Annotated in this window: 16 protein-coding genes and 1 tRNA gene; 9 read left to right on the forward strand and 8 right to left on the reverse strand. The window is 72.0% G+C overall.

The window, feature by feature from the left end:
- Positions 1 to 23: 23 nt before the first annotated feature.
- The 5 genes from IE97_RS0100105 to IE97_RS0100125 form a co-directional block, all read right to left on the reverse strand.
- On the reverse strand, positions 24 to 620 hold the full coding sequence (locus IE97_RS0100105; protein ID WP_030147059.1) for a DUF5947 family protein: 597 nt from the start codon (positions 618 to 620) through the stop codon (positions 24 to 26).
- Positions 617 to 1159: a NifU family protein gene (locus IE97_RS0100110; protein ID WP_030147060.1), complete on the reverse strand. Its 543-nt coding sequence runs from the start codon at positions 1157 to 1159 to the stop codon at positions 617 to 619. Before IE97_RS0100110 ends, IE97_RS0100105 begins: the two co-directional genes overlap by 4 nt.
- Positions 1152 to 2945, reverse strand: a complete 1794-nt coding sequence (locus tag IE97_RS0100115; RefSeq protein ID WP_030147061.1) for a nickel-dependent hydrogenase large subunit — start codon at positions 2943 to 2945, stop codon at positions 1152 to 1154. Before IE97_RS0100115 ends, IE97_RS0100110 begins: the two co-directional genes overlap by 8 nt.
- Positions 2946 to 3009: 64 nt before the next feature.
- On the reverse strand, positions 3010 to 4098 hold the full coding sequence (locus tag IE97_RS0100120; protein WP_030147062.1) for a hydrogenase expression protein HypE: 1089 nt from the start codon (positions 4096 to 4098) through the stop codon (positions 3010 to 3012).
- Between the two features lies 1 nt (position 4099).
- Positions 4100 to 5695 carry a hypothetical protein gene (locus IE97_RS0100125; protein WP_030147063.1) on the reverse strand — a complete coding sequence of 532 codons (1596 nt, stop codon included), beginning with the start codon at positions 5693 to 5695 and terminating at the stop codon, positions 4100 to 4102.
- A gap of 201 nt (positions 5696 to 5896) precedes the next feature.
- Here IE97_RS0100125 and IE97_RS0100130 point away from each other — a divergent pair, with 201 nt between their 5' ends.
- Entirely contained in the window at positions 5897 to 7615 is a 1719-nt protein-coding gene (locus IE97_RS0100130; protein ID WP_051704804.1) for an NAD-dependent malic enzyme, read from the forward strand.
- On the opposite strand, the gene IE97_RS0100135 is transcribed toward IE97_RS0100130, so the two are convergent.
- Positions 7616 to 7828 carry an MbtH family protein gene (locus tag IE97_RS0100135; protein ID WP_030147065.1) on the reverse strand — a complete coding sequence of 71 codons (213 nt, stop codon included), beginning with the start codon at positions 7826 to 7828 and terminating at the stop codon, positions 7616 to 7618. It lies immediately after the preceding gene.
- Positions 7829 to 7922: 94 nt separating this feature from the next.
- Here IE97_RS0100135 and IE97_RS0100140 point away from each other — a divergent pair, with 94 nt between their 5' ends.
- Positions 7923 to 9023 (forward strand): alpha/beta hydrolase-fold protein, encoded by a 1101-nt coding sequence (locus IE97_RS0100140; protein WP_030147066.1) that lies wholly within the window; start codon positions 7923 to 7925, stop codon positions 9021 to 9023.
- 29 nt (positions 9024 to 9052) lie between these two features.
- On the opposite strand, the gene selD is transcribed toward IE97_RS0100140, so the two are convergent.
- Positions 9053 to 10102, reverse strand: a complete 1050-nt coding sequence (gene selD, locus IE97_RS0100145) for a selenide, water dikinase SelD (protein WP_078603026.1) — start codon at positions 10100 to 10102, stop codon at positions 9053 to 9055.
- A 58-nt stretch (positions 10103 to 10160) separates the two neighbouring features.
- On the opposite strand from selD, the gene IE97_RS0100150 reads away from it, so the two are divergent.
- The 6 genes from IE97_RS0100150 to nrfD all read left to right on the forward strand — a co-directional run bounded on the left by IE97_RS0100150 (position 10161) and on the right by nrfD (position 18714).
- Positions 10161 to 10255 (forward strand) — tRNA-Sec (locus tag IE97_RS0100150).
- Between the two features lie 23 nt (positions 10256 to 10278).
- Positions 10279 to 11631 carry an L-seryl-tRNA(Sec) selenium transferase gene (gene selA / locus IE97_RS0100155; protein WP_051704775.1) on the forward strand — a complete coding sequence of 451 codons (1353 nt, stop codon included), beginning with the start codon at positions 10279 to 10281 and terminating at the stop codon, positions 11629 to 11631.
- Complete coding sequence (gene selB / locus IE97_RS0100160) at positions 11622 to 13403, forward strand: selenocysteine-specific translation elongation factor (RefSeq protein ID WP_030147069.1); 1782 nt, start codon at positions 11622 to 11624, stop codon at positions 13401 to 13403. The genes selA and selB overlap by 10 nt, the downstream gene beginning before the upstream one ends.
- Before the next feature lie 138 nt (positions 13404 to 13541).
- On the forward strand, positions 13542 to 16844 hold the full coding sequence (gene fdh / locus IE97_RS0100170; RefSeq protein ID WP_234331768.1) for a formate dehydrogenase: 3303 nt from the start codon (positions 13542 to 13544) through the stop codon (positions 16842 to 16844).
- Entirely contained in the window at positions 16841 to 17755 is a 915-nt protein-coding gene (locus tag IE97_RS0100175) for a 4Fe-4S dicluster domain-containing protein (protein WP_030147072.1), read from the forward strand. The genes fdh and IE97_RS0100175 overlap by 4 nt, the downstream gene beginning before the upstream one ends.
- A 38-nt stretch (positions 17756 to 17793) precedes the next feature.
- Entirely contained in the window at positions 17794 to 18714 is a 921-nt protein-coding gene (nrfD, locus tag IE97_RS0100180) for an NrfD/PsrC family molybdoenzyme membrane anchor subunit (protein WP_078603028.1), read from the forward strand.
- A gap of 22 nt (positions 18715 to 18736) precedes the next feature.
- On the opposite strand, the gene IE97_RS0100185 is transcribed toward nrfD, so the two are convergent.
- Entirely contained in the window at positions 18737 to 18925 is a 189-nt protein-coding gene (locus IE97_RS0100185; RefSeq protein ID WP_030147074.1) for a hypothetical protein, read from the reverse strand.
- A gap of 210 nt (positions 18926 to 19135) precedes the next feature.
- On the opposite strand from IE97_RS0100185, the gene IE97_RS0100190 reads away from it, so the two are divergent.
- Positions 19136 to 20275 (forward strand): glutathione-independent formaldehyde dehydrogenase, encoded by a 1140-nt coding sequence (locus IE97_RS0100190; protein ID WP_030147075.1) that lies wholly within the window; start codon positions 19136 to 19138, stop codon positions 20273 to 20275.
- Positions 20276 to 20303 lie beyond the last annotated feature (28 nt).

The following is a 20303-nucleotide window of genomic DNA, read 5'->3' on the forward strand; positions in this document are numbered from 1 at the left end:
CCTCCGACCTGCGGAGTGCGTGCTCATGGCCGCTCTGTGAGGTCCTCGAAGAACCGCTCGACGGCCGGCCAGACCCGGCCGCCGCCGGACAGGCCGCGCCATTCCCGGCGTACGACGGCGACCATCCGGTAGCAGTCGTCGATCGGCACGATCCAGTGCTGGTCGAGGCCGTGGACGGTGTTCACCAGCAGGGCCTCCACCTCGGGTTCCACGCCCGCGAGCTGCGGACACGTCCCGGCCAGCTGCTTCCAGGCCGCCGCCTCCACCTCCCACCGCATGGCGCCCGCGGGGCTCGGACCCTCGGCGGTGACCGTGCCGTCCGCCCGGGGCACGAAGAACACCAGGCCGACCGGCACGCCCAGCACGGCCGTGTCCAGGTGGGGCAGCCGGACCCGGCGCCGGGGCACGAGCCGGTAGTGGCCGTCGCCCGCCCCGGCCCCGGCGAACAGCACGGAGCAGGGGCCGCACACGCAGCACACCTCCTCCCGCCCGGTGTCGTACAGATGGGCGTGCTCGTCGGCGACCGGCGCGGCGCACAGGTCGCACGCCTCCGCCTCGGCCGCCGCCGGGCGGTCGGCCGAGGAGCGGATGAGTCGGGCCAGTGCCCCGTCGGTGGTCACCGTGCGCCCCGGTGCGTCAGCGTCGTCAGCGGCACGAACGCGGGTGCCGGCGTGGTCGGGAGGGGTTCCACCGCCGTCAGCTCCGGCGCCACGGCGAGCACGGCCTCCCGGACCGCGTCGGTGACCTGTGAGGCCCCGTCGCCGCAGCCGGATCCGCACCCGCCACCGGACGTCATGCGCACGCGGCCGACCTGCCCTTCCACCCCGGCCCACTCCACGTCGCCGCCCCGCTCCTGCACGGCGGGCCGCAACCGCTCGACCGCGCGGGCCGCCCGGCGTTCGGCGGGTTCGGGGTGGATGTCGTGCAGCACCATCAGGTGCCCCAGCAGCTCGTCGTCGGCGAGGCGCTCGGCCAGCTGCCCGTCGGCGTGGTCCAGGACGCGGGCCAGGGCCTCGCCGTAGACCTCGGTCAGCAGCCGGACCGTCTCGGTGGCGGGCCCGGGGACGGGCTCCAGCCCTTCCAGCAGCTCGTCGAGCCGCGCGAGCCGGGCCTCGACGTCCGGGTCCGCCAGCCGTGCCGGGGCGGCGGCCTCAGCCATGGTTCGCCCCGTAGGTCGGCGAGTGCAGGGTGGTCAGCGTCTTGCCCTTGCCGACGTACATGTGCACACCGCACGGCAGGCAGGGGTCGAAGCTGCGGACCGTGCGCATGATGTCGATGCCCTTGAAGTCGTCCGGCCCGTTCTCCTCGAAGATGGGCTGGCCCTGGACGGCGTCCTCGTACGGGCCGGGGGTGCCGTACATGTCGCGGGGGCTGGCGTTCCACGGGGTGGGCGGGTACGGGTGGTAGTTGGCGATCTTCTTGTCCTTGATCACCAGGTGGTGGGAGAGGACACCGCGCACCGCCTCGTGGAAGCCGCAGCCGATCGCCTCGTCGGGCACCTCGTAGTTCTCGAACACCTTGGTCTCGCCCGCCCGCACGAGGCCCATGGCCTCTTCGACGAACTGCAGGGCCATCGCGGCCGCGTAGGCCACGAAGTACGGCCGGGCGCGGTCGCGTTCGATGGTGTTGCTCCACTGCGGGATGCGCCACTCGAAGGTCGTCTCCGGCAGCGTCTCGCCCTTGGGCAGGGAGATGCGCACGCTGTGGCCGGTGGCCTTGACGTACGGGGTGTCGACGAGGCCGCTCAGCGCGGTCGACCAGAGCCGGGCGAGCGGGCCGCCGCCGGTGTCGAGGGCGAGGTGGTCCCCGGTGCGCGGGTCGAGCCAGCGGGGGCTCATGACCCAGCTGTACTTGTCGCCGAAGTCGCGCTTCTGCGGCACCGGGACGGTGGTCTGGTTCCACGGGTGGCGCATGTCGACGGGGTTGCCGAGCGGGTCGTGGGTGACGAAGGGCTGCTCGTTGACCCAGTCCTCGTAGTACGAACTGCCCAGCATGATGCGCAGGCCGAGGTTGATGTCGATGAGGTTGTTGGTGACGAGCTCGCCGTCGACGATGATGCCCGGGGTGACGTACATCTGCTTGCCCCAGGTGTTCATCGTCTCGTAGCGGTAGTCGACGGTCATGGGGTCCTGGAAGGCGCCCCAGCAGCCCAGCAGGACGCGGCGGCGGCCGACCTCCTCGTAGCCGGGCAGCGCCTCGTAGAAGAAGTCGAAGACGTCGTCGTTCAGGGCGACGGCCTTCTTCACGAAGTCGATGACCCGCATCAGCCGGCTGAGGTAGTCGGTGAAGGTGGTCGGCTGCGGCATCGTGCCGACGCCGCCGGGGTACAGCGTGGACGGGTGGACGTGCCGCCCCTCCATGAGGCAGAACATCTCGCGGGTGATACGGCTGACCTTCAGGGCCTCTTTGTAGACCTCCCCCTCGAAGGGGTTGAAGGCCCGCATGATGTCGGCGATCGTGCGATAGCCGTGGATGTCGCCGCGGGGTGCCGAGGTGCTCTCGGCGCGGGCCAGCACACCGGGGTTGGTGGACTTGACCATCGCCTCGCAGAAGTCCACGAAGACCAGGTTGTCCTGGAAGATCGTGTGGTCGAAGAGGTACTCGGCCGCCTCGCCGAGGTTGACGATGTAGTCGGCCAGCGGGGGCGGCTTGACGCCGTAGGCCATCTGCTGGGCGTAGTCCGAGCAGGTGGTGTGGTTGTCGCCGCAGATGCCGCAGATCCGGGACGTGATGAAGCCGGCGTCGCGCGGGTCCTTGCCCTTCATGAACACCGAGTAGCCGCGGAACAGCGACGAGGTGCTGTGGCATTCCACGACTTCCCGGTTGGCGAAGTCGATCTTCGTGTAGATGCCCAGGTTCCCGATGATCCGGGTGATCGGATCCCAGGACATGTCCACGAGTTGTGGCGGCTTGCGCTCCGTGGGCCGGGCCTCGGTGGTGGTCATCGGCGGTTCTGCCCCTCGCTGTCGGTGTTCGGTCGGTGGGTGGTGAGGTGCGTGCGGGACGTCATCAGGGCCTCCAGCGCGGGTCGTAGCCGCTGGTCAGCTTGCGCTTGTTGTGGCGCCACCTGGGCTCGTGGTTGACCAGCTCGTTGGTCATGCCGCGCAGGCGGCGGATGACGGCGCCGTAGGGCTTGATGGCCAGGGACGACAGGGTGCCTCCGGGCGGCTCGTCCATGAACGGCATGAACGCGTCGGGGAAGCCGGGCATGGTGCACCCGATACAGATGCCGCCCACGTTCGGGCAGCCGCCGATGCCGGCCATCCAGCCGCGTTTGGGCACGTTGCAGTTGACGACCGGTCCCCAGCAGCCCGTCTTGACCAGGCACTTGGGTGAGTTGTAGTCCTTGGCGAAGCCGGCCTGCTCGTAGTAGGAGCCGCGGTCGCAGCCCTCGTGGACCGTCTTCCCGAACAGCCACTGCGGGCGCAGCATGTGGTCCAGCGGGGGCGGGGGCGCGGAACCGGCCGCGTGGTAGAGGACCCAGACGAGGGTCTCCATGAAGTTCTCGGGCTGGATCGGGCAGCCGGGCACGTTGACGACCGGCAGGCCGCCCTGGGAGGTGTAGTCCCAGCCCAGGTAGTCGGCGAGACCCATGCAGCCGGTCGGGTTGCCGGCCATGGCGTGGATGCCGCCGAAGGTGGCGCAGGTGCCCGCGGCCACCACCGCCCAGGCCTTGGGGGCCAGTTGGTCGATCCACCAGTTCAGGGTCTGCGGTTCGCCGGTCTCCGGGTCGTTGCCGAAGGACGTCCAGTAGCCGTCGCCCTCGATGATGTTCTGGTTGGGGATCGAGCCCTCGATGACGAGGATGAACGGCTCCAGGTCGCCGCGCGCGGCGGCCCGGTAGGGAGCGAGGAAGTCCTCGCCGCCCAGGCTCGGGGAGAGCACCTTGTTGACCAGGTTCACCTTCGGCAGGCCCGGGATCAGGCCGAGCACCAGGTCCTCGATGGACGGCTGGCCCGCGGCCGTGAGGGAGACGGTGTCACCGTCGCAGCTCATGCCTTCGGAGATCCAGAGGATCGTGATCTCGTCGAAGCCCTGCCGGTCCTCTGCGCGGCTGGGTTCCTTGCTGACTTCTTCGGTACTGCTGTGCGTTGTCATGTCACTCGGCCTCCGCTGCGGGGGTCTCGGAGTCGGTCGTGTGCCGCGTCTTCGCCGCGGCGGGAGCCGGTGCCGACGGCTCGTCCGGGTCTCCGGCGGGCTCGAGCGGTTCGAGCTCGTCGGGCCGGAAGTAGTGGAAGCGTCCGTACCAGGTGTGCAGTTCGGACGCGGGATCGTCGTCGAGGGTGACGGCCAGACGCACGCTGCCGTCCACGTCGTGGAAGACGGCGGCGACTTCGGCGGTGCGGCCGGCCAGGAACATGTCCTGGGCGTCGGCACCCCGCCCGCGGGGGCGGAGCCGGACGCGGCCGCCGCGGCCCAGGGGCACGCCGTCCACGAGCACGGTGTCGGTGGCCGGGGACAGGTCGTCGTCGGCGCCTTCCTGCCACCAGGCGGGGCGTGCGCCGGCCGGCGGTGTCCCGGCCGGAGTCTGCGGCGTATCGGCCGGAGTCTGCGGCGTATCGGCCAGGGCCGGCCGGGTGGCCGGTGCCAGCGAACGGACGGCGCCGTGCAGCCGTTCGAAGATTTCCCGTGGCATGGTGTCGACCCGGTCGAGGATCGCGGCCGCGCGCGCGTCGGTGGCCCGCGCTTCGCGCTTCTCCTCGTCGGTCAGCAGCATCGTGCGCAGCGTGAGGATCTCGTCGATCTCCGCGGCGTCGTGCAGGTCGCCGGGGCTTTCGGGGGCCACTTGGGGGTGGTCGGGCAGGATGATCGGTGCGGACAGCAGGATCCGCGCGTCGTCGTCTTCCCCGCCGAGGACCGGGAAGGTGAACTCGTTCCGGCACGAGCGGGCGAGTGTACGCAGGTCCGCCGGCGGATCGATCAGCGAGACGAACTCGACGCCCTCGCCGCCGATGAGGGTGTGGGTGGCGATGAGGGCACGGCGCATGGCCTCATCGCGCGCGGTCCGCGGCTGCGGTGCGGGCCCGCTGTTCGTGGTGCGTACACGCAGCCGGCACAGGTCGTCCGTCAGCCGCTCCGCGGTGATGGTGGTCTCGGCCCTTACCTCGTCACGGCGGCGCACGATCCGCCCGGCGCCTTCGGGAAGTGGCTCGGTGTCCACGCCGGCCGCGGCGCCCACCGGAACGGTGCGTCCGCCCCGCAGGAGTTCGTCGAGGGGTACTTCGGCCTCGTGTTCCCGTGGCACGGCCTCGTCGAAGCTCAGATGCGTCGTGCCGTCGCCGGTGCTCAGCGACTCGACGGCGTGGTGCCGGCCGTCCGGGCCGGTCTCCTCCACCTGCTTGCGCTGCATCTGGAGGTACCGGACCCGCACTCGTACGGACGCGTCGCCGCGCCGCCGGATCCGCAGCAGGCATTCGGTCTGCTGGTACCAGGAGTCGGCGGAGCCGGACACACCCGGGGCGACAGGGCCGTCGGACTCCACCCAGTCACGGGGGAACAGCACCCCGAACTGCCATCGGACACGGTTCTTGGCGGAGGAGCGGCGGTAGGGGTAGAGGAGGTAGCCCTCGTAGAGGACGGCGTCGGCGACGGCGCTCATCTGCGCGAAGGCGTCCGGTGACCGGTCACCCGGCAGTTCCGCGCCGCCTCTCGCGGCAGCGCACGCCGTGCCGCCCTCGGCCGGTCCACCCGCCATCGCGCCTCCTCGTCCAGGTGTGCACGCGCATCCCTTCCACCAAGGTCACACCGTTCACCCACCGTCGCCTCCTGCGGCGCAGCGTCATTGGGCCGTTCGGGGTTGTCGCGGTGCGGGAGCGACGGAGCGGGACTCATCGGTGACCTCCGGATGGCACAGGTCACCCGCACGAACGGGCGGGCCCAGGGAACACGTCACACCATGGATCAGCCGACGAACCACCACCCCCGTACGACCACCAGCCCCGCCGTCACGACCCTGGCCGACCCGCTGGTCAACAAGGGCACCGCCTTCAGCCGTCAGGAGCGTGCCGAGCTCGGTCTCGACGGGCTGCTGCCGCCCGCCGTGGAGACCCTGGACGAGCAGGTCGCCCGCGCCTACGAGGCCTTCCGCGGCTATGACAAGCCTCTCAACCGGCATATCTACCTGCGCCAGTTGCAGGACACGAACGAGGTGCTCTTCTACCGTCTGGTCACCGAGCACCTGGAGGAGCTGCTGCCCGTCGTCTACACGCCGACGGTGGGCGAGGCGTGCCGGCGTTTCAGCGAGATCTACCGGCGGCCGCGGGGGCTGTTCCTGACGTGGGAGGACCGGCACCGCTTCCGGGACATCCTGCGCAACCGCCCGCACGGGCGTCAGGACGTGGACGTCATCGTCGTCACGGACGGACAGCGCATCCTCGGCCTGGGCGACCAGGGCGTCGGCGGCATGGGCATCCCCATCGGCAAGCTCAGCCTCTACACGGCGATCGGCGGCATCCGCCCCGCCCGCACCCTGCCGATCCTGCTGGACGTCGGCACGGACAACGAGGAACTGCTCGCCAACCCGCGCTATCTGGGCCGGCGTGAGCACAGGCTGACCGGTGCCGAGTACGACGAGATGATCGAGGCGTTCGTGTCGGCGGTCGAGGCGGAGCTGCCGGGCACGCTGCTGCAGTGGGAGGACTTCGCCACCGCCCACGCCCAGCCGATCCTCGCCCGCTACCGGGACCGGCTGCTCACCTTCAACGACGACATCCAGGGCACCGCGGCCGTCACGCTCGGCGCCCTGTCCACCGCGGCCGACGTGGCCGGCACCCCGCTGTCCGAGCAGCGCCTGGTGATCCTGGGCGCGGGATCGGCGGCCATCGGTGTCGCCGAGATGATCCGTACGGCCATGATCGACGAGGGCCTGCCGGAGGACGAGGCCACGGCACGGTTCTGGATCCTCGACGTGGACGGCCTGCTGGTGCGGTCACGCGACGAACTGACGCCGCAGCAGCGGAGGTTCGCACGCGACGACAGCGAGGTGGCCGACTGGGACGGCACCGGCCTCGCGGAGGTGGTGCGCCGGGTGGAGCCGACGGCGCTGATCGGGCTGTCGACGGCTCATGGGGCGTTCACCGAGGAGATCGTGCGGCAGATGGCCTCCACCTGCGAACGGCCCGTCATCTTCCCGCTCTCCAACCCCACCTCCCACTCCGAGGCCGAGCCCGCGGACCTCACCCGCTGGACCGACGGCCGGGCACTGATCGCCACCGGCTCGCCCTTCCCTCCGCTGACGGTGGACGGGCGCGAGGTGCCGGTGGCGCAGTCGAACAACGTGTACGTCTTCCCGGCCATGGGGCTCGCGGTGACGGCCGGCCGGGCCACGCGTGTCACCGACCGCATGCTGGTGGCCGCCGCCCGTGCCGTCGCGGAGTGCGCGGTAAGGGCGGCCGACGGTGAGGACGGCCCGGTGCCGCTGCTGCCGCCGCTCACCGGGATGCGGGACGCGGCCCGGGAGATCGCCCTGGCGGCGGCTCTCGCCGCGGTCGAGGACGGGGTCGCTCCGCGGGCCACGGAGGAGGAGCTGCGCGGGGCGATCGCGAAGGCACAGTGGACGCCCCGTTACGAGGACAGCCCCGTGAGTTACGAGGACAGCCCCGCGTCAGCGACGTGATCAGCCGTCGGTGGACGCCGAGAGGGAACGGGGACGCAGGTCGGTCCAGTGGGACTCGACGTACTCCAGGCACGCCTGCCGGGTGTTCTCGTCGAACACGACCGTCCAGCCCCCTGGCACCTCGGCGAAGGACGGCCAGAGGGAGTGCTGGCCCTCGTCGTTCACCAGGACCAGGAACCGGCCTCCGTCGTCGTCGAAGGGGTTGGTGCTCATGCTCAGTGCCTCCTCATGACGTCAACGTTAGGTTAGCCTGGCCTAATTGACAGGAGCTTAGCCGTCGCCGCTCCCCTGCCACAAGGAGACGTTCATGCGCCTGGTCACCGCCGACACGGAGAACGCCTTCGCCGCGTTCGGACTGCCCGGCGCACCCGGCACCGACGCGTTCTGGAAAGCGGTGCGGGGGCCCGTGCCGGCACCTGCCGACGGCGGCGGCTGGGTGACCCTGTTCCTGTGGCGCGGCCGCGCGGCGAGCATCGACTTCGAGAGCTGGTCGGAGCCGGTGCCCCTGTGCCGCTGGGGCCACACGGACTGCTGGTACGCCGAGGTCCGGATGCCCGCGCGGCTGCGGGTGACCTACCGGTTCCTGACGGGTGACGGGGCGTACGCCGACCCGTTCAACCCCGTCGGCGCGGGCGCTGACCGGTCCATCGCCGCGACCCCGGACGCCCCGGCCCAGCCGCACTGGCCCGTCGTCGGCGCGGACGACGCCCTGCCGCTCCCCCGCACCCGGATCCGCTGGGCCAGTGAACGGCTCGGCGGGCGGCGCAGCGTGCGCGTGCACCCGGCCGGCGGTGGCGGACCGGTGGTCCTGCTGCTCGACGGGGACGACTGGCTGTATCTGCACCCGGCCATGACGGCGTTCGACTCGGCCGTCGCCGGCGGCGAGATGCCCCCCGTCACCCTCGTCTTCCTCCCGGCCAAGGACCGGGAGGCCGAGTTCGCGTGCAGGCCCGGGCTGTGGGAGGCGGTCAGGGACGAGCTGCTTCCGCTGGTGGCGGAATCCGGTGTGTCCGCCGACCCGGACCGGCTGGTCGTCGCCGGACAGAGCCTCGGCGGGCTGAGCGCGATGTACGCGGCGCTGGAGTTCCCGGACCTGGTGTCCCGCGTCGCCTGCCAGTCGGGGTCGTTCTGGTGGACGCCCGGCGCCATGGGCCGGCCGGACCCCTTGGACGGCCCGGTCGGCGGCACCATCGCCGCGCGCCTGCGGGAGCACCGTGGACTGTCCGGTCTGCGGGTCGCCTTCGACGTCGGGGAGCACGAGAGGCGGATGCTGCCCCACTGCGAACTGATCGAGTCCCTCACCGCACAGGCCGGCGCGACCGTACGGGTCTCGCGGTCGGCCTCCGGCCACGACCGGGCGGGCTGGCGGCACGCCCTGCTCAGGGATGTCGCCTGGGCTCTCGCCTGAGCCTCCCGGTGGCGGACGGAATCAGCTGGTCAGCGCACGACGAGAACGTGGTCCCCGCGGGGCACCAGTTCCCCCACGACCGGCGCGCCGGGGATCTCACCAGCCACCAGCAGCCCGCCGGAGGTCTGCGCGTCGGCGAGCAGCAGCGCCTCCTCCTCGGTCACCACGGACAGGTCGCTGTGGGCGCGTACCCAGTCCAGGTTGCGCCGGGTGCCGCCGCTGACATGGCCCTCGCGCAGGGCCTGACGTGCGCCGTCGAGGTAGGGCACCGCGGCTGAGTCGATCACGGCGGTGACCCCGCCGGCCCGGGCCAGCTTGAAGGCATGGCCGAGCAGCCCGAAGCCGGTGACGTCGGTCGCGCAGGTGACACCGGCGGCCAGTGCCGCCTCGGCGGCCTCCCGGTTGAGCCGGGTCATGGCCGCGACGGCGTGCGGGAACACCTCGCCGGTGGCCTTGTGCTTGCTGTTGAGGACCCCTGTGCCGAGCGGTTTGCTCAGCGACAGCGGCACCCCGGGTTCCCCCGCGTCGGCGCGCAGGACGCGGTCGGGATCGACGATGCCGGTCACGGCCATTCCGTACTTGGGTTCGGGATCGTCCACGCTGTGGCCGCCCGCCACATGGCAGCCGGCCTCCGCGGCCACCTCCAGACCGCCGCGCAGCACCTGGCGGGCCAGCTCGAAGGGCAGCACGCCGCGCGGCCAGGCCAGCAGGTTCAGCGCGACCAGCGGACGCCCTCCCGTGGCGTAGACGTCCGACAGGGCGTTCGCCGCGGCAATCCGCCCCCAGTCGTACGGGTCGTCGACCACCGGTGTGAAGAAGTCGGTGGTGGCCAGCACCGCCGGGCCGTCGTGCAGCCGCACCACCGTGGCGTCGTCGCCCTCGTCGAGCCCGACGACCAGTTCTCCGGCGGGGTCACGGACCGGCACGCCGTCGCCCAGACCGCGCAACACCTCCTCCAGTTCGCCTGGCGGGATCTTGCAGGCGCAGCCGCCGCCGTGCGCGTACTGGGTGAGCCGGACGCGGTTCCCGGTACTCGTGGTGCTCACAGCCACCTGGGTGCCCACCGTGCCGGCCCGCATTCCTCGTACGGCGCGTTTGCGAAGACGACCGCGAGGTGAGATGACCGTGTTTGTACGAGGAGGCGTATCCGGCCTGGTGACCGGCGCGGTCTTCAAAACCGTCGGACGGCAGGAGCTGCCGTCGGCGGGTTCGATTCCCGTCCGCCTCCGCCACCCCGGGCCCGGGAGGTGCCGCGATGAGCGATTCCCGGCGCCGCATCCCCAGCACCGACTCCCTGCTGGCCGAGCCGCGGCTGGCCAAGGCGACGCGGACGCTGGGGCGCCCGCTGGTGAAGGCGGCCATCACCCAGGCACAGCACAGGGCCAGAGCGGGTGAGATCGCCCCGGAGGACGTGGCCGAGGCGGCTGTGGAGAACCTCCCGGAGCGGGCCGGCAGCCTTCGGCCGGTGATCAACGCCACCGGCGTGCTGGTGCACACCAACCTCGGCCGGGCGCCGCTGTCGGACGCCGCCCAGGAGGCGGTGCGGGCCGCGGCCGGCTGCACCGACGTCGAGTTCGATCTGGTGACGGGCCGCCGGGCCCGACGCGGGCGAGGGGTGATCGCCGCACTGTCCGAGGCCGTGCCCGACGCCGGGGCGGTGCACGTGGTGAACAACAACGCGGCCGCGCTGCTGCTGTGCGCCGTCGCGCTGGCCGGCGACCGGGAGATCGTGATCAGCCGCGGCGAGCTGGTCGAGATCGGCGACGGCTTCCGCATCCCCGAACTGCTGGCGAGCACCGGCTCCCGGCTGCGCGAGGTGGGCACCACCAACCGCACCCGGGTGCGGGACTACGCCGAGGCCATCGGTCCCGCCACCGCCTTCCTGCTCAAGGTGCACCCGTCCAACTTCCGGGTGACCGGTTTCACGGCCGCCGCCGGTGTCGCCGAGCTGGCCGCGCTCGGACCACCCGTGGTCGTGGACATCGGTTCCGGTCTGCTGGCGCCGCATCCGCTGCTGCCCGGCGAACCGGACGCCGCCACCGCCCTGCGGGCGGGTGCCGCGTTGGTGACCGCCAGCGGTGACAAGCTGCTCGGCGGCCCGCAGGCCGGGCTGCTGCTCGGCGACGCCGAGATCGTGGAGCGGCTGCGCCGGCATCCCGCGGCTCGGGCGCTGCGGGTGGACAAGCTGACCCTCGCCGCGCTGGAGGCGACGTTGCGCGGCCCGGAGCCGCCGGTGCGCGTCGCACTCGCCGCCGCCGAGAGCGACCTGTGCGACCGCGCGTCCGCGCTGGTGCGGCGGCTGCGGGACGAGCACGTCCGGGCCGAGGTCGTGCACACCGCCGCTGTGGTGGGAGGGGGCGGCGCGCCGGGGGTGCGGCTGCCCAGCACGGCTGTCGGCCTGCCCGAGGAGTTCGGCCGCCTGCTGCGCACCGGAACGGTCGCCGTGGTGGGCCGGGTGGAACACGGCCGATGCCTGCTGGACCTGCGTACCGTCGCGCAGGCCGATGACCTGGCCGTGCTGGACGCGGTGCTTGCGGCTCATCAGCCGGCTCGGCCGTCGGAGGATCGGCCGGAGGGCGGCGACGGAGGCGACGCGTCGTGCACGTGATCGCCACCGCCGGCCATGTCGACCACGGCAAGTCCACTCTGGTCCGGCTGCTCACCGGGATGGAGCCGGACCGCTGGAAGGAGGAGCGCGACCGCGGCCTGACCATCGACCTGGGATTCGGCTGGACCACCCTGCCGGGCGGCGAACAGGTCGCGTTCGTGGACGTTCCCGGTCACGAACGGTTCGTGCCCAACATGCTCGCGGGTGTCGGCCCGGTTCCCGCCGTGCTGTTCGTGGTGGCCGCCGACGAGGGGTGGATGCCGCAGTCCACCGAGCACCTCCAGGCGCTGGACGCGCTGGGTGTCCGGCACGGGCTGCTCGCCGTCACTCGATGTGATCTGGCGGACCCGGAGCCGGCCAGGGAGCAGGCTCTCGCCCGGGTCGCGCGCACCAGCCTCGGGGCGGTCGACTCGGTGGCGGTGAGCGGGCGGACCGGCGAAGGCATGGGCCGGCTGCGCGCCGCACTGGCCCGGCTGGTGGCCACCTTGCCGCCGGCCGATCCCGGGGCCGACGTCCGGCTCTGGGTGGACCGTGCGTTCAGCGTCACCGGTGCGGGCACCGTGGTGACCGGCACCCTGGCAGCCGGCACCCTGCGGGTGGGGGACCCGCTGGTGGTCGCCTCCACCGGTGCGGCGACGCGGGTACGGGGCCTGCAGACCCTGGGCCAGGACGCCGGCGCGGTACGCGCGGTGGCCCGGGTCGCGGTCAACCTGCGCGGTGTGGCACGCTCCGCCCTCACTCGCGGTGATGCGCTGCTCACGCCGGACAGGTGGCTGACCACGGGCGAGATCGATGTGGCACTTCGGGGCGACGACAGTGGTGAACTGCCCCGCGAGCTCGTGCTGCACATCGGATCCGCCGCGGTCCCTGTCCGGGTCAGGCCCCTGGGCCCGGACACCGCCAGGCTCCGGCCGGCCCGGCCGTTGCCGCTGCGGACCGGTGACCGGGCGTTGCTGCGCGACGCGGGACGGCACCGAGTCGCGGCGGGTGTCGACGTGCTCGACGTGTGTCCGCCCGCACTGGTCCGCCGGGGGGCCGCGCGGCGCCGCGGGGCGGAGCTGGCCGCCCTGGCCGGGCCGCGGCCGCTCCCCCTGGCCGACGCGGTGCTGCGTCGCCGCGGGTTCGCCACCGCCGGGGAGCTGCGCGCGATGGGACTGCCGGTGGTGGGCGAGCCGGTGGGTGAGGGCTGGCACGTGCACCCCGGGGTGTGGCTCGAGCTGACCGGCGAACTGCGCCGGCTGGTCGACGGCTGGCACGTCGACCACGCGCTGGAGCCGGGCGTCCCGGTGGACGCGGTGCGGCAACGGCTGCGGCTGCCCGGGACCTGGGTGGTGAAACCGCTTGCCGAGGCCGCCTCGCTCGTGGTGGTGGACGGGCGGGTCTGCGCGCCCGCCCGGCGCGCGGCGCTGCCCGCATCGGTCGAGGCGGCGGTGGCGGAACTGACCGCCGAGCTGCGCCGGACTCCGTTCGCGGCGCCGGACGCCGGCCGGCTGGCGGCGCTGCGGCTCGGCGCCAGGGAGCTGGCCGCGGCGGTGCGGGCCGGTCGTCTGCTCAAGGTGGCCGACGGTGTCTTCCTGCTTCCCGGGTGCGAGCGGCGGGCCGGTGAGGTTCTCTCCGGACTCCGCCAGCCGTTCACCCTCAGCCAGGCCCGTCAGGCCCTGGGCACCACACGGCGGGTGGCGGTGCCACTGCTGGAGCTGCTGGACCGCCGGGGGATCACCGAGCGGCTCCCGGACAGCACCCGCCGGGTCCGCGCCGGCCGAACGAATTGATCCGTCTTACGGTCTTACCGCCGGGGGACACGGTCCCCGGACGGAACGGCGGGGCAGCCCTGCCCGGGACCGCGTGCGCCCCCGGGCACCGAGCGTTACGTTGGTCGGGCGGAGTACGGCGCGAGGCGGGAGATCGCCATGGGCCTGAGGCAGTGGATCGAGGGCTGGCCGGTGTACCGGCAGCTCGCCGGTGACGACGACCTCGGCCGAGGCGCGGCGGCGCGCTCCCCGCACACCGAGCGGCTGCGGGCCCGCACCGAGCAGGCCGACCGCGTCGTACCTTCCGTGTGCCCCTACTGCGCCGTGGGCTGCGGTCAGCGGGTCTACGTGAAGGACGAGCAGGTCGTCCAGATCGAGGGCGACCCCGACTCGCCCGTCTCGCGCGGCCGGCTGTGTCCGAAGGGTTCGGCGAGCAAGCAACTGGTGACCGGTCCCGGCCGGGTTTACACGGTGCTTCACCGGCGTGGGCACGGCACGGAGTGGGAGCGGCTTCCGCTCGACCGGGCCATGGACATGATCGCCGACCGGGTGATCGAGACCCGTCGGCGGACCTGGCAGGACTCGTTCCACGGCGCCCCGGTCCGGCGCACGCTCGGCATCGCCAGTCTCGGCGGAGCGACGCTGGACAACGAAGAGAACTACCTGATGAAGAAGCTCTACACGGCGCTGGGAGCGATCCAGATCGAGAACCAGGCCCGCATTTGACACTCCTCCACCGTTCCCGGTCTGGGAACCTCGTTCGGTCGTGGCGGAGCCACGACGTTCCAGCAGGACCTCGTCAACGCGGACTGCATCCTCATCGAGGGCTCGAACATGGCGGAGTGTCATCCGGTCGGATTCCAGTGGGTGATGGAGGCCAAGCGGCGAGGCGCGACGATCATTCACATCGACCCCAGGTTCACGCGGACCAGCGCGGTGGCCGACCTTTACGTGCCGTTGCGGGCCGGGACGGACATCGCGTTCCTCGGCGCCCTGGTCAACCACGTGCTGACCAACGAGAAGGATTTCCGCGAGTACGTGGTGGCGTACACCAACGCGGCGGCGATCCTTCGGGAGGACTTCGCCGACACGGAGGACCTCGACGGGCTGTTCTCCGGTTTCGACCCGGACGGCGGCTTCTACGACCCCACCACGTGGATGTACGAGGGCGCGGAACAGGCAGCGGCCGCCGGCGCCCGGGAGCGCTGGGCGGCCCGTGACGACATGACGCCGGCCGGGCAGCACGGGGGTGAGGAGCACCGGCAGACCGCCCGTGCGGAGACCTACGGCAGCGGCGGCCCCGCCCTGGGCGCCACCCCACGGACCGATCCGACACTGCGGCACCCGCGGTGCGTCTACCAGGTGCTCAAGCGGCACTTCTCCCGCTACACGCCGGAGATGGTCGAGGACGTCTGCGGCGTGCCGAGGGATCTGTTCGAGAAGGTGGCGGAGGCGATCACCGCCAACTCCGGCCGCGAGCGCACCACCGCGCTGTGCTACTCGGTCGGCTGGACCCAGCACACGGTGGGGGCCCAGTACATCCGCACCGCGGCCGTCCTGCAGGCGCTGCTGGGCAACATCGGCAGGCCGGGAGGCGGCATCCTCGCCCTGCGCGGGCACGCCAGCATCCAGGGCTCCACGGACATCCCGACGCTGTTCGACCTGCTGCCCGGCTACATCCCGATGCCGCACGCGCACCAGCACCAGGACCTCGACGGGTTCGTGGCCGCGGACGCCGCGACGACGGGTTTCTGGGGCAACATGCGCGCGTACGTCGTCAGCCTGCTCAAGGCCTGGTGGGGCGAGGCGGCCACCGCCGAGAACGACTTCCGCTTCGATTGGCTGCCACGCCTGACCGGGGACCACGGCTCCTACCAGACGGTGCTGAACCAGATGGCAGGAGAGTGCAGGGGCTACTTCCTCGTCGGGGAGAACCCCGCGGTCGGCTCCGCCAACGCCAAACTGCAACGGCTCGGGATGGCCAACCTGGACTGGCTCGTGGTGCGGGACCTGCGGCTCATCGAGAGCGCCACGTTCTGGAAGGACGGTCCGGAGATCGAGACCGGCGAACTGCGCACCGAGGAGATCCCGACCGAGGTGTTCTTCATGCCGGCCGCCGCGCACACGGAGAAGGACGGCAGTTTCACCAACACGCAGCGGCTGGTGCAGTGGCACCACGCGGCCGTCGAACCGCCGGGCGACGCGCGCAGTGACCTGTGGTTCTACTACCACCTCGGCCGCATCATCCGCGAGAAGCTCGCCCGGTCCACCGATCCGCGCGACCGCCCGCTGCTCGCCCTGACCTGGGACTACCCCACCGAGGGACCGCTGGACGAACCGAGCGCCGACGCGGTGCTCGCCGAGATCAACGGCTACGGCCCCGCCGGGCCGCTGTCGACGTCCACCCAGCTGAAGGACGACGGCTCCACCGCCTGCGGGACCTGGATCTACTGCGGGATCCGCGCCGGAGGACACAACCAGGCGGCCAACCGCCGGCCCCGCGGCGAGCAGAGCTGGGTCGCCGCCGACTGGGCCTGGGCATGGCCCGCCAACCGCCGCATCCTCTACAACCGGGCATCGGCCGACCCGGAGGGCAGGCCCTGGAGCGACCGAAAGCGGTATGTGTGGTGGGACGCCGAGCAGCGCCGGTGGACCGGCGAGGACGTCCCGGACTTCGAGGCCGACAAGCCGCCGGACTACCGGCCGCCACCGGGCGCCCGGGCGCAGGCCGCGCTGGCCGGAACCGACCCCTTCGTCATGCAGAGCGACGGACGGGCCTGGCTGTTCGCCCCGGCCGGACTGGCGGACGGCCCGCTGCCCGTGCACTACGAGCCGTTCGAGTCACCGGTGGACAACCCGCTGTACCGGCAGCAGACCAACCCGGCGCTCCAGGCGTACGACCGCCGGGACAACCGCTACAACCCTAGTCGCAGCGAGGTGTTCCCCTACGTGTTCACCACCTACCGGCTCACCGAGCACCACACGGCGGGCGGCATGAGCCGTACCCTGCCCTATCTGTCCGAGCTGCAGCCGGAGTTCTTCTGCGAGGTCTCCCCCGAGCTGGCGGCGGAACGAGGCCTGGAGCACCGGGGCTGGGCCACCATCGTCACGGCGCGCACGGCGATCGAGGCGAGGGTGCTGGTGACCGACCGGATCAAGCCCTTGCGGGTGCGGGGCCGGGTCATCCACCAGGTGGGACTTCCGTACCACTGGGGCCCCAACGGCCTGTCCACCGGGGACGCGGCGAACGAGCTGCTGTCCGTGGTGCTCGACCCGAACGTGCACATCCAGGAGTCCAAGGCGGCGACCTGCGACATCCGCCCGGGCCGGCGCCCTCGCGGTCCGGACCTGCCGGCCTTTGTGGCGCGCTACCGGCAGCGCGCGGGCATCCCCGAGGACGCCCGGCCCCCGGGGACCTCCGAGAACGCGGGACCGGGTGCGGGAGGAGACGCGCAGCCATGACGACCGACGCCAACCGCTTGTCCGGCCCGCTGGCCGACCCCAGCGCGGACGCCGGCTACCCGGAGCCGCATCCGCCGCGGATGGGGTTCTTCACCGACACGTCGATATGCATCGGCTGCAAGGCGTGCCAGGTGGCGTGCAAGGAGTGGAATCTCCTCCCGACCGAGCCGGACGGTCCGGACCTGCTCGGGGACTCGTTCGACAACACGGGCGCGTTGTCGGCCGACACGTGGCGGCACGTGGCGTTCATCGAGCAGACGGTGCCCGCGCGGCAGCCGGTCGATCTGGGCATGCCGGCCCTCGGCCCCCCGGAGCCGGACGCGGCCGGGGAGTCCGGGGAGGCCGGCCTGCGCTGGCTGATGTCGAGCGACGTGTGCAAGCACTGCACCCACGCGGCCTGCCTGGACGTGTGCCCCACCGGGTCGTTGTTCCGTACCGAGTTCGGCACCGTCGTGGTGCAGGAGGACATCTGCAACGGCTGCGGCTACTGCGTGAGCGCCTGCCCGTACGGAGTGCTCGACCTGCGGCCGGGTGACGGCCGTGCGTTCAAGTGCACCCTCTGCTACGACCGTCTCGGCGCCGGCCAGGAACCTGCCTGCGCCCAGGCCTGTCCGACCGATTCGATCCAGTTCGGTCCGCTGGAGGAACTGCGCGAGCGGGCTGATGGGCGGGTGGCCCAGTTGCACGAGCGCGGGGTGCCGGAGGCGCGGCTGTACGGCCGGGACCCGCAGGACGGCGTGGGCGGCGACGGGGCGTTCTTCCTGCTGCTGGACGAACCGGAGGTGTACGGACTGCCGCCGGACCCGGTGGTCACCACCCGTGACCTGCCGTCGATGTGGCGGCACGCGGCGGTGGCGGCCCTCGGTGTGGCGGCGAGCGTGGCGCTGTCCTTCGCCGGGCGGCGCCGGTGACCGCGGGGCGGGCGAGGAGCAGAGGTGAGGAGGAGGCTGTGACACCACGTGGCCGTCGAGAGGGCGCCTTGGTGCCCGATGCGGAGTTCCGTTCCTACTACGGCCGTCCGATTCTCAAGCGTCCCACCTGGAAGGTGCCGGACGTGCCGGGATACCTGTTCCTGGGCGGGACGGCGGGAGCGTCGGCGACCATGGCCGTCTTCGCCGACCTGACCACGCGCCCGGAGCTGGCCGGGGTGGGTCGGCGTGTGGCCGCGGGGGGTGCGCTCGCCAGCGTGGCCGCGTTGGTTCATGACCTCGGCCGGCCCGGGCGCTTCCTCAACATGCTCCGGGTGTTCAAACCGACCTCCCCGCTGTCGGTGGGGTCCTGGATCATCGGACCGTTCTCCGCGCTGGCCACCGCGTCGGCGGTCGCCGAGCTCACCGGGAGGTTCCCGCGGCTGGGCCGGCTGGCGGGCCTCGGCTCGGGCGTGCTCGGGCCGGCGATGTGCACGTACACCGCCGTTCTGCTCGCCGACACCGCGGTGCCGGCGTGGCACGAGGCCTATCCCGAGCTGCCCGTCGTCTTCGGCGGCAGCGCGCTGGCCTGTGGTGCCGGAGCCGCGCTGTGCGTGCCCGGCGTCGACCACCGGCCACCCACCCGGATGGGCCTGCTGGGCGCCGGGATGGAGATCGCCGCCCTGCGCCGGATCGCGCAGCGGCTCGGGCTGGTCGGTGAACCGTACGTCAGGGGCCGGCCGGGGCGGCTGCTGAAGCTGAGCGAGGCCCTGACCGCGGCGGGGGCGGGGCTCTCACTGCTCGGCCGTCGCAGCCCCGTGGCGCCGGCCCTGGCCGGCACGGCGTACCTGGCGGCGGGCCTGTGCACGCGGTTCGGCGTCTTCGAGGCGGGCATCGCGTCCGCTGAGGACCCCAGGTACGTGGTGCTCCCGCAGCGGCAGCGCGATGAGGCGCGGCCCTGAAGGACGCGCCGCCGTCGGCATGTCACCCCTCCGCGGAGTCCTCCGGCCGGATGTCCGCGAACTCCCACCAGGCGAGCGGCAGCCAGTCTCCGTCGACGAAGCCGTCGACGGAGCCTCCGCTGCCGCGTATGGCCACGCGGGTCCCCACCGGATACGTGGTGCCGGACAGGCCGCAGACCGGGACGAGCAGTGAGCCTAGACGTCGTGACAAGACAGTCGATCCTTCCGAAGAGCACGAACAGGCCGAACAGGCCCCTGGGTGCAAATCGTCGCATCATGCACCAGTCTGGACTATGAGGCACAACACACAAGAGACCGGCCGAGCTGCGGGCCGGGGCCTTCACCGCGACGCAGGCAGCGGGTTCCGGTACTGCCGCTCCAAAGCGTTATGTATCCATTACGGGCAGTGGAGGTGCTCAGGATGAGGGCTGTTGTGTACAAGGGACCGTTCGAAGTAGCGATCGAGCAGGTGGACAATCCCAGGATCCAGCACCCGAACGACGTGATCGTCCGAGTCACGTCCACCGCGATATGCGGCTCGGACCTGCACATGTACGAGGGCCGCACCGCCGCCGAGCCGGGCATCGTGTTCGGTCACGAGAACCTCGGTGTCGTCGAGGAGGCCGGCGAGGGCGTGACCTCGCTCAGCCGCGGTGACCGGGTGGTCATGCCCTTCAACGTGGCTTGCGGCTTCTGCAAGAACTGCACGGCGGGCTTCACGGGTTTCTGTCTGACGGTGAACCCGGGCTTCGCGGGCGGCGCCTACGGCTATGTCGCGATGGGCCCGTTCGTGGGCGGCCAGGCCGAGTACGTACGGGTGCCCTACGCCGACTTCAACTGTCTGAAGCTGCCGGAGGGCACCGAGAAGGAGACCGACTTCGTCCTGCTCGCGGACATCTTCCCGACCGGCTATCACGGCAACGAACTGGCCGACGTGCGTCCCGGCGAGAGCGTCGCGGTGTACGGCGGCGGTCCGGTCGGCCTGATGGCGGCCTACTCGGCGATGCTGCGCGGTGCGAGCAAGGTGTTCGTCGTCGACAGGGTGGCGGAGCGGCTGCAGAAGGCCGAGGAGATCGGGGCCGTAGCGGTCAACTTCACCGAGGGCGACGCGGCGCAGCAGATCAAGGAACACACCGGAGGAGAAGGCACCGACAAGGGCATCGACGCCGTCGGCTACCAGGCCCAGGCGTCCGGCGAGGACCGCGAGGAGCCGGCGATCGTGCTGAACTCCCTCGTCGAGACGGTCCGGCCGACGGGCGCTCTCGGCATACCGGGGCTGTACGTCCCGCGCGATCCGGGCGGGCCGGACGAGCAGGCCAAGCAGGGCATGCTGCTGGTCTCCATCGGACGCGCCTTCGAGAAGGGGCTGCGGCTGGGCACCGGTCAGTGCAACGTCAAGCGCTACAACCGCCAGCTGCGTGACCTGATCATCGAGGGCCGCGCGACGCCCAGCTTCGTGGTGTCGCACGAGCTGCCTCTCGACCAGGCGCCCACGGCGTACGACAAGTTCGACAAGCGGATCGAGGGCTACACCAAGGTCGTACTCCACCCGCACGAGTGAGGACTGACTTTCCTCGCTCACCCCGCAG

The organism is Streptomyces sp. NRRL S-455, assembly GCF_000717875.1.
In the GTDB taxonomy this organism is placed as follows: domain Bacteria; phylum Actinomycetota; class Actinomycetes; order Streptomycetales; family Streptomycetaceae; genus Streptomyces.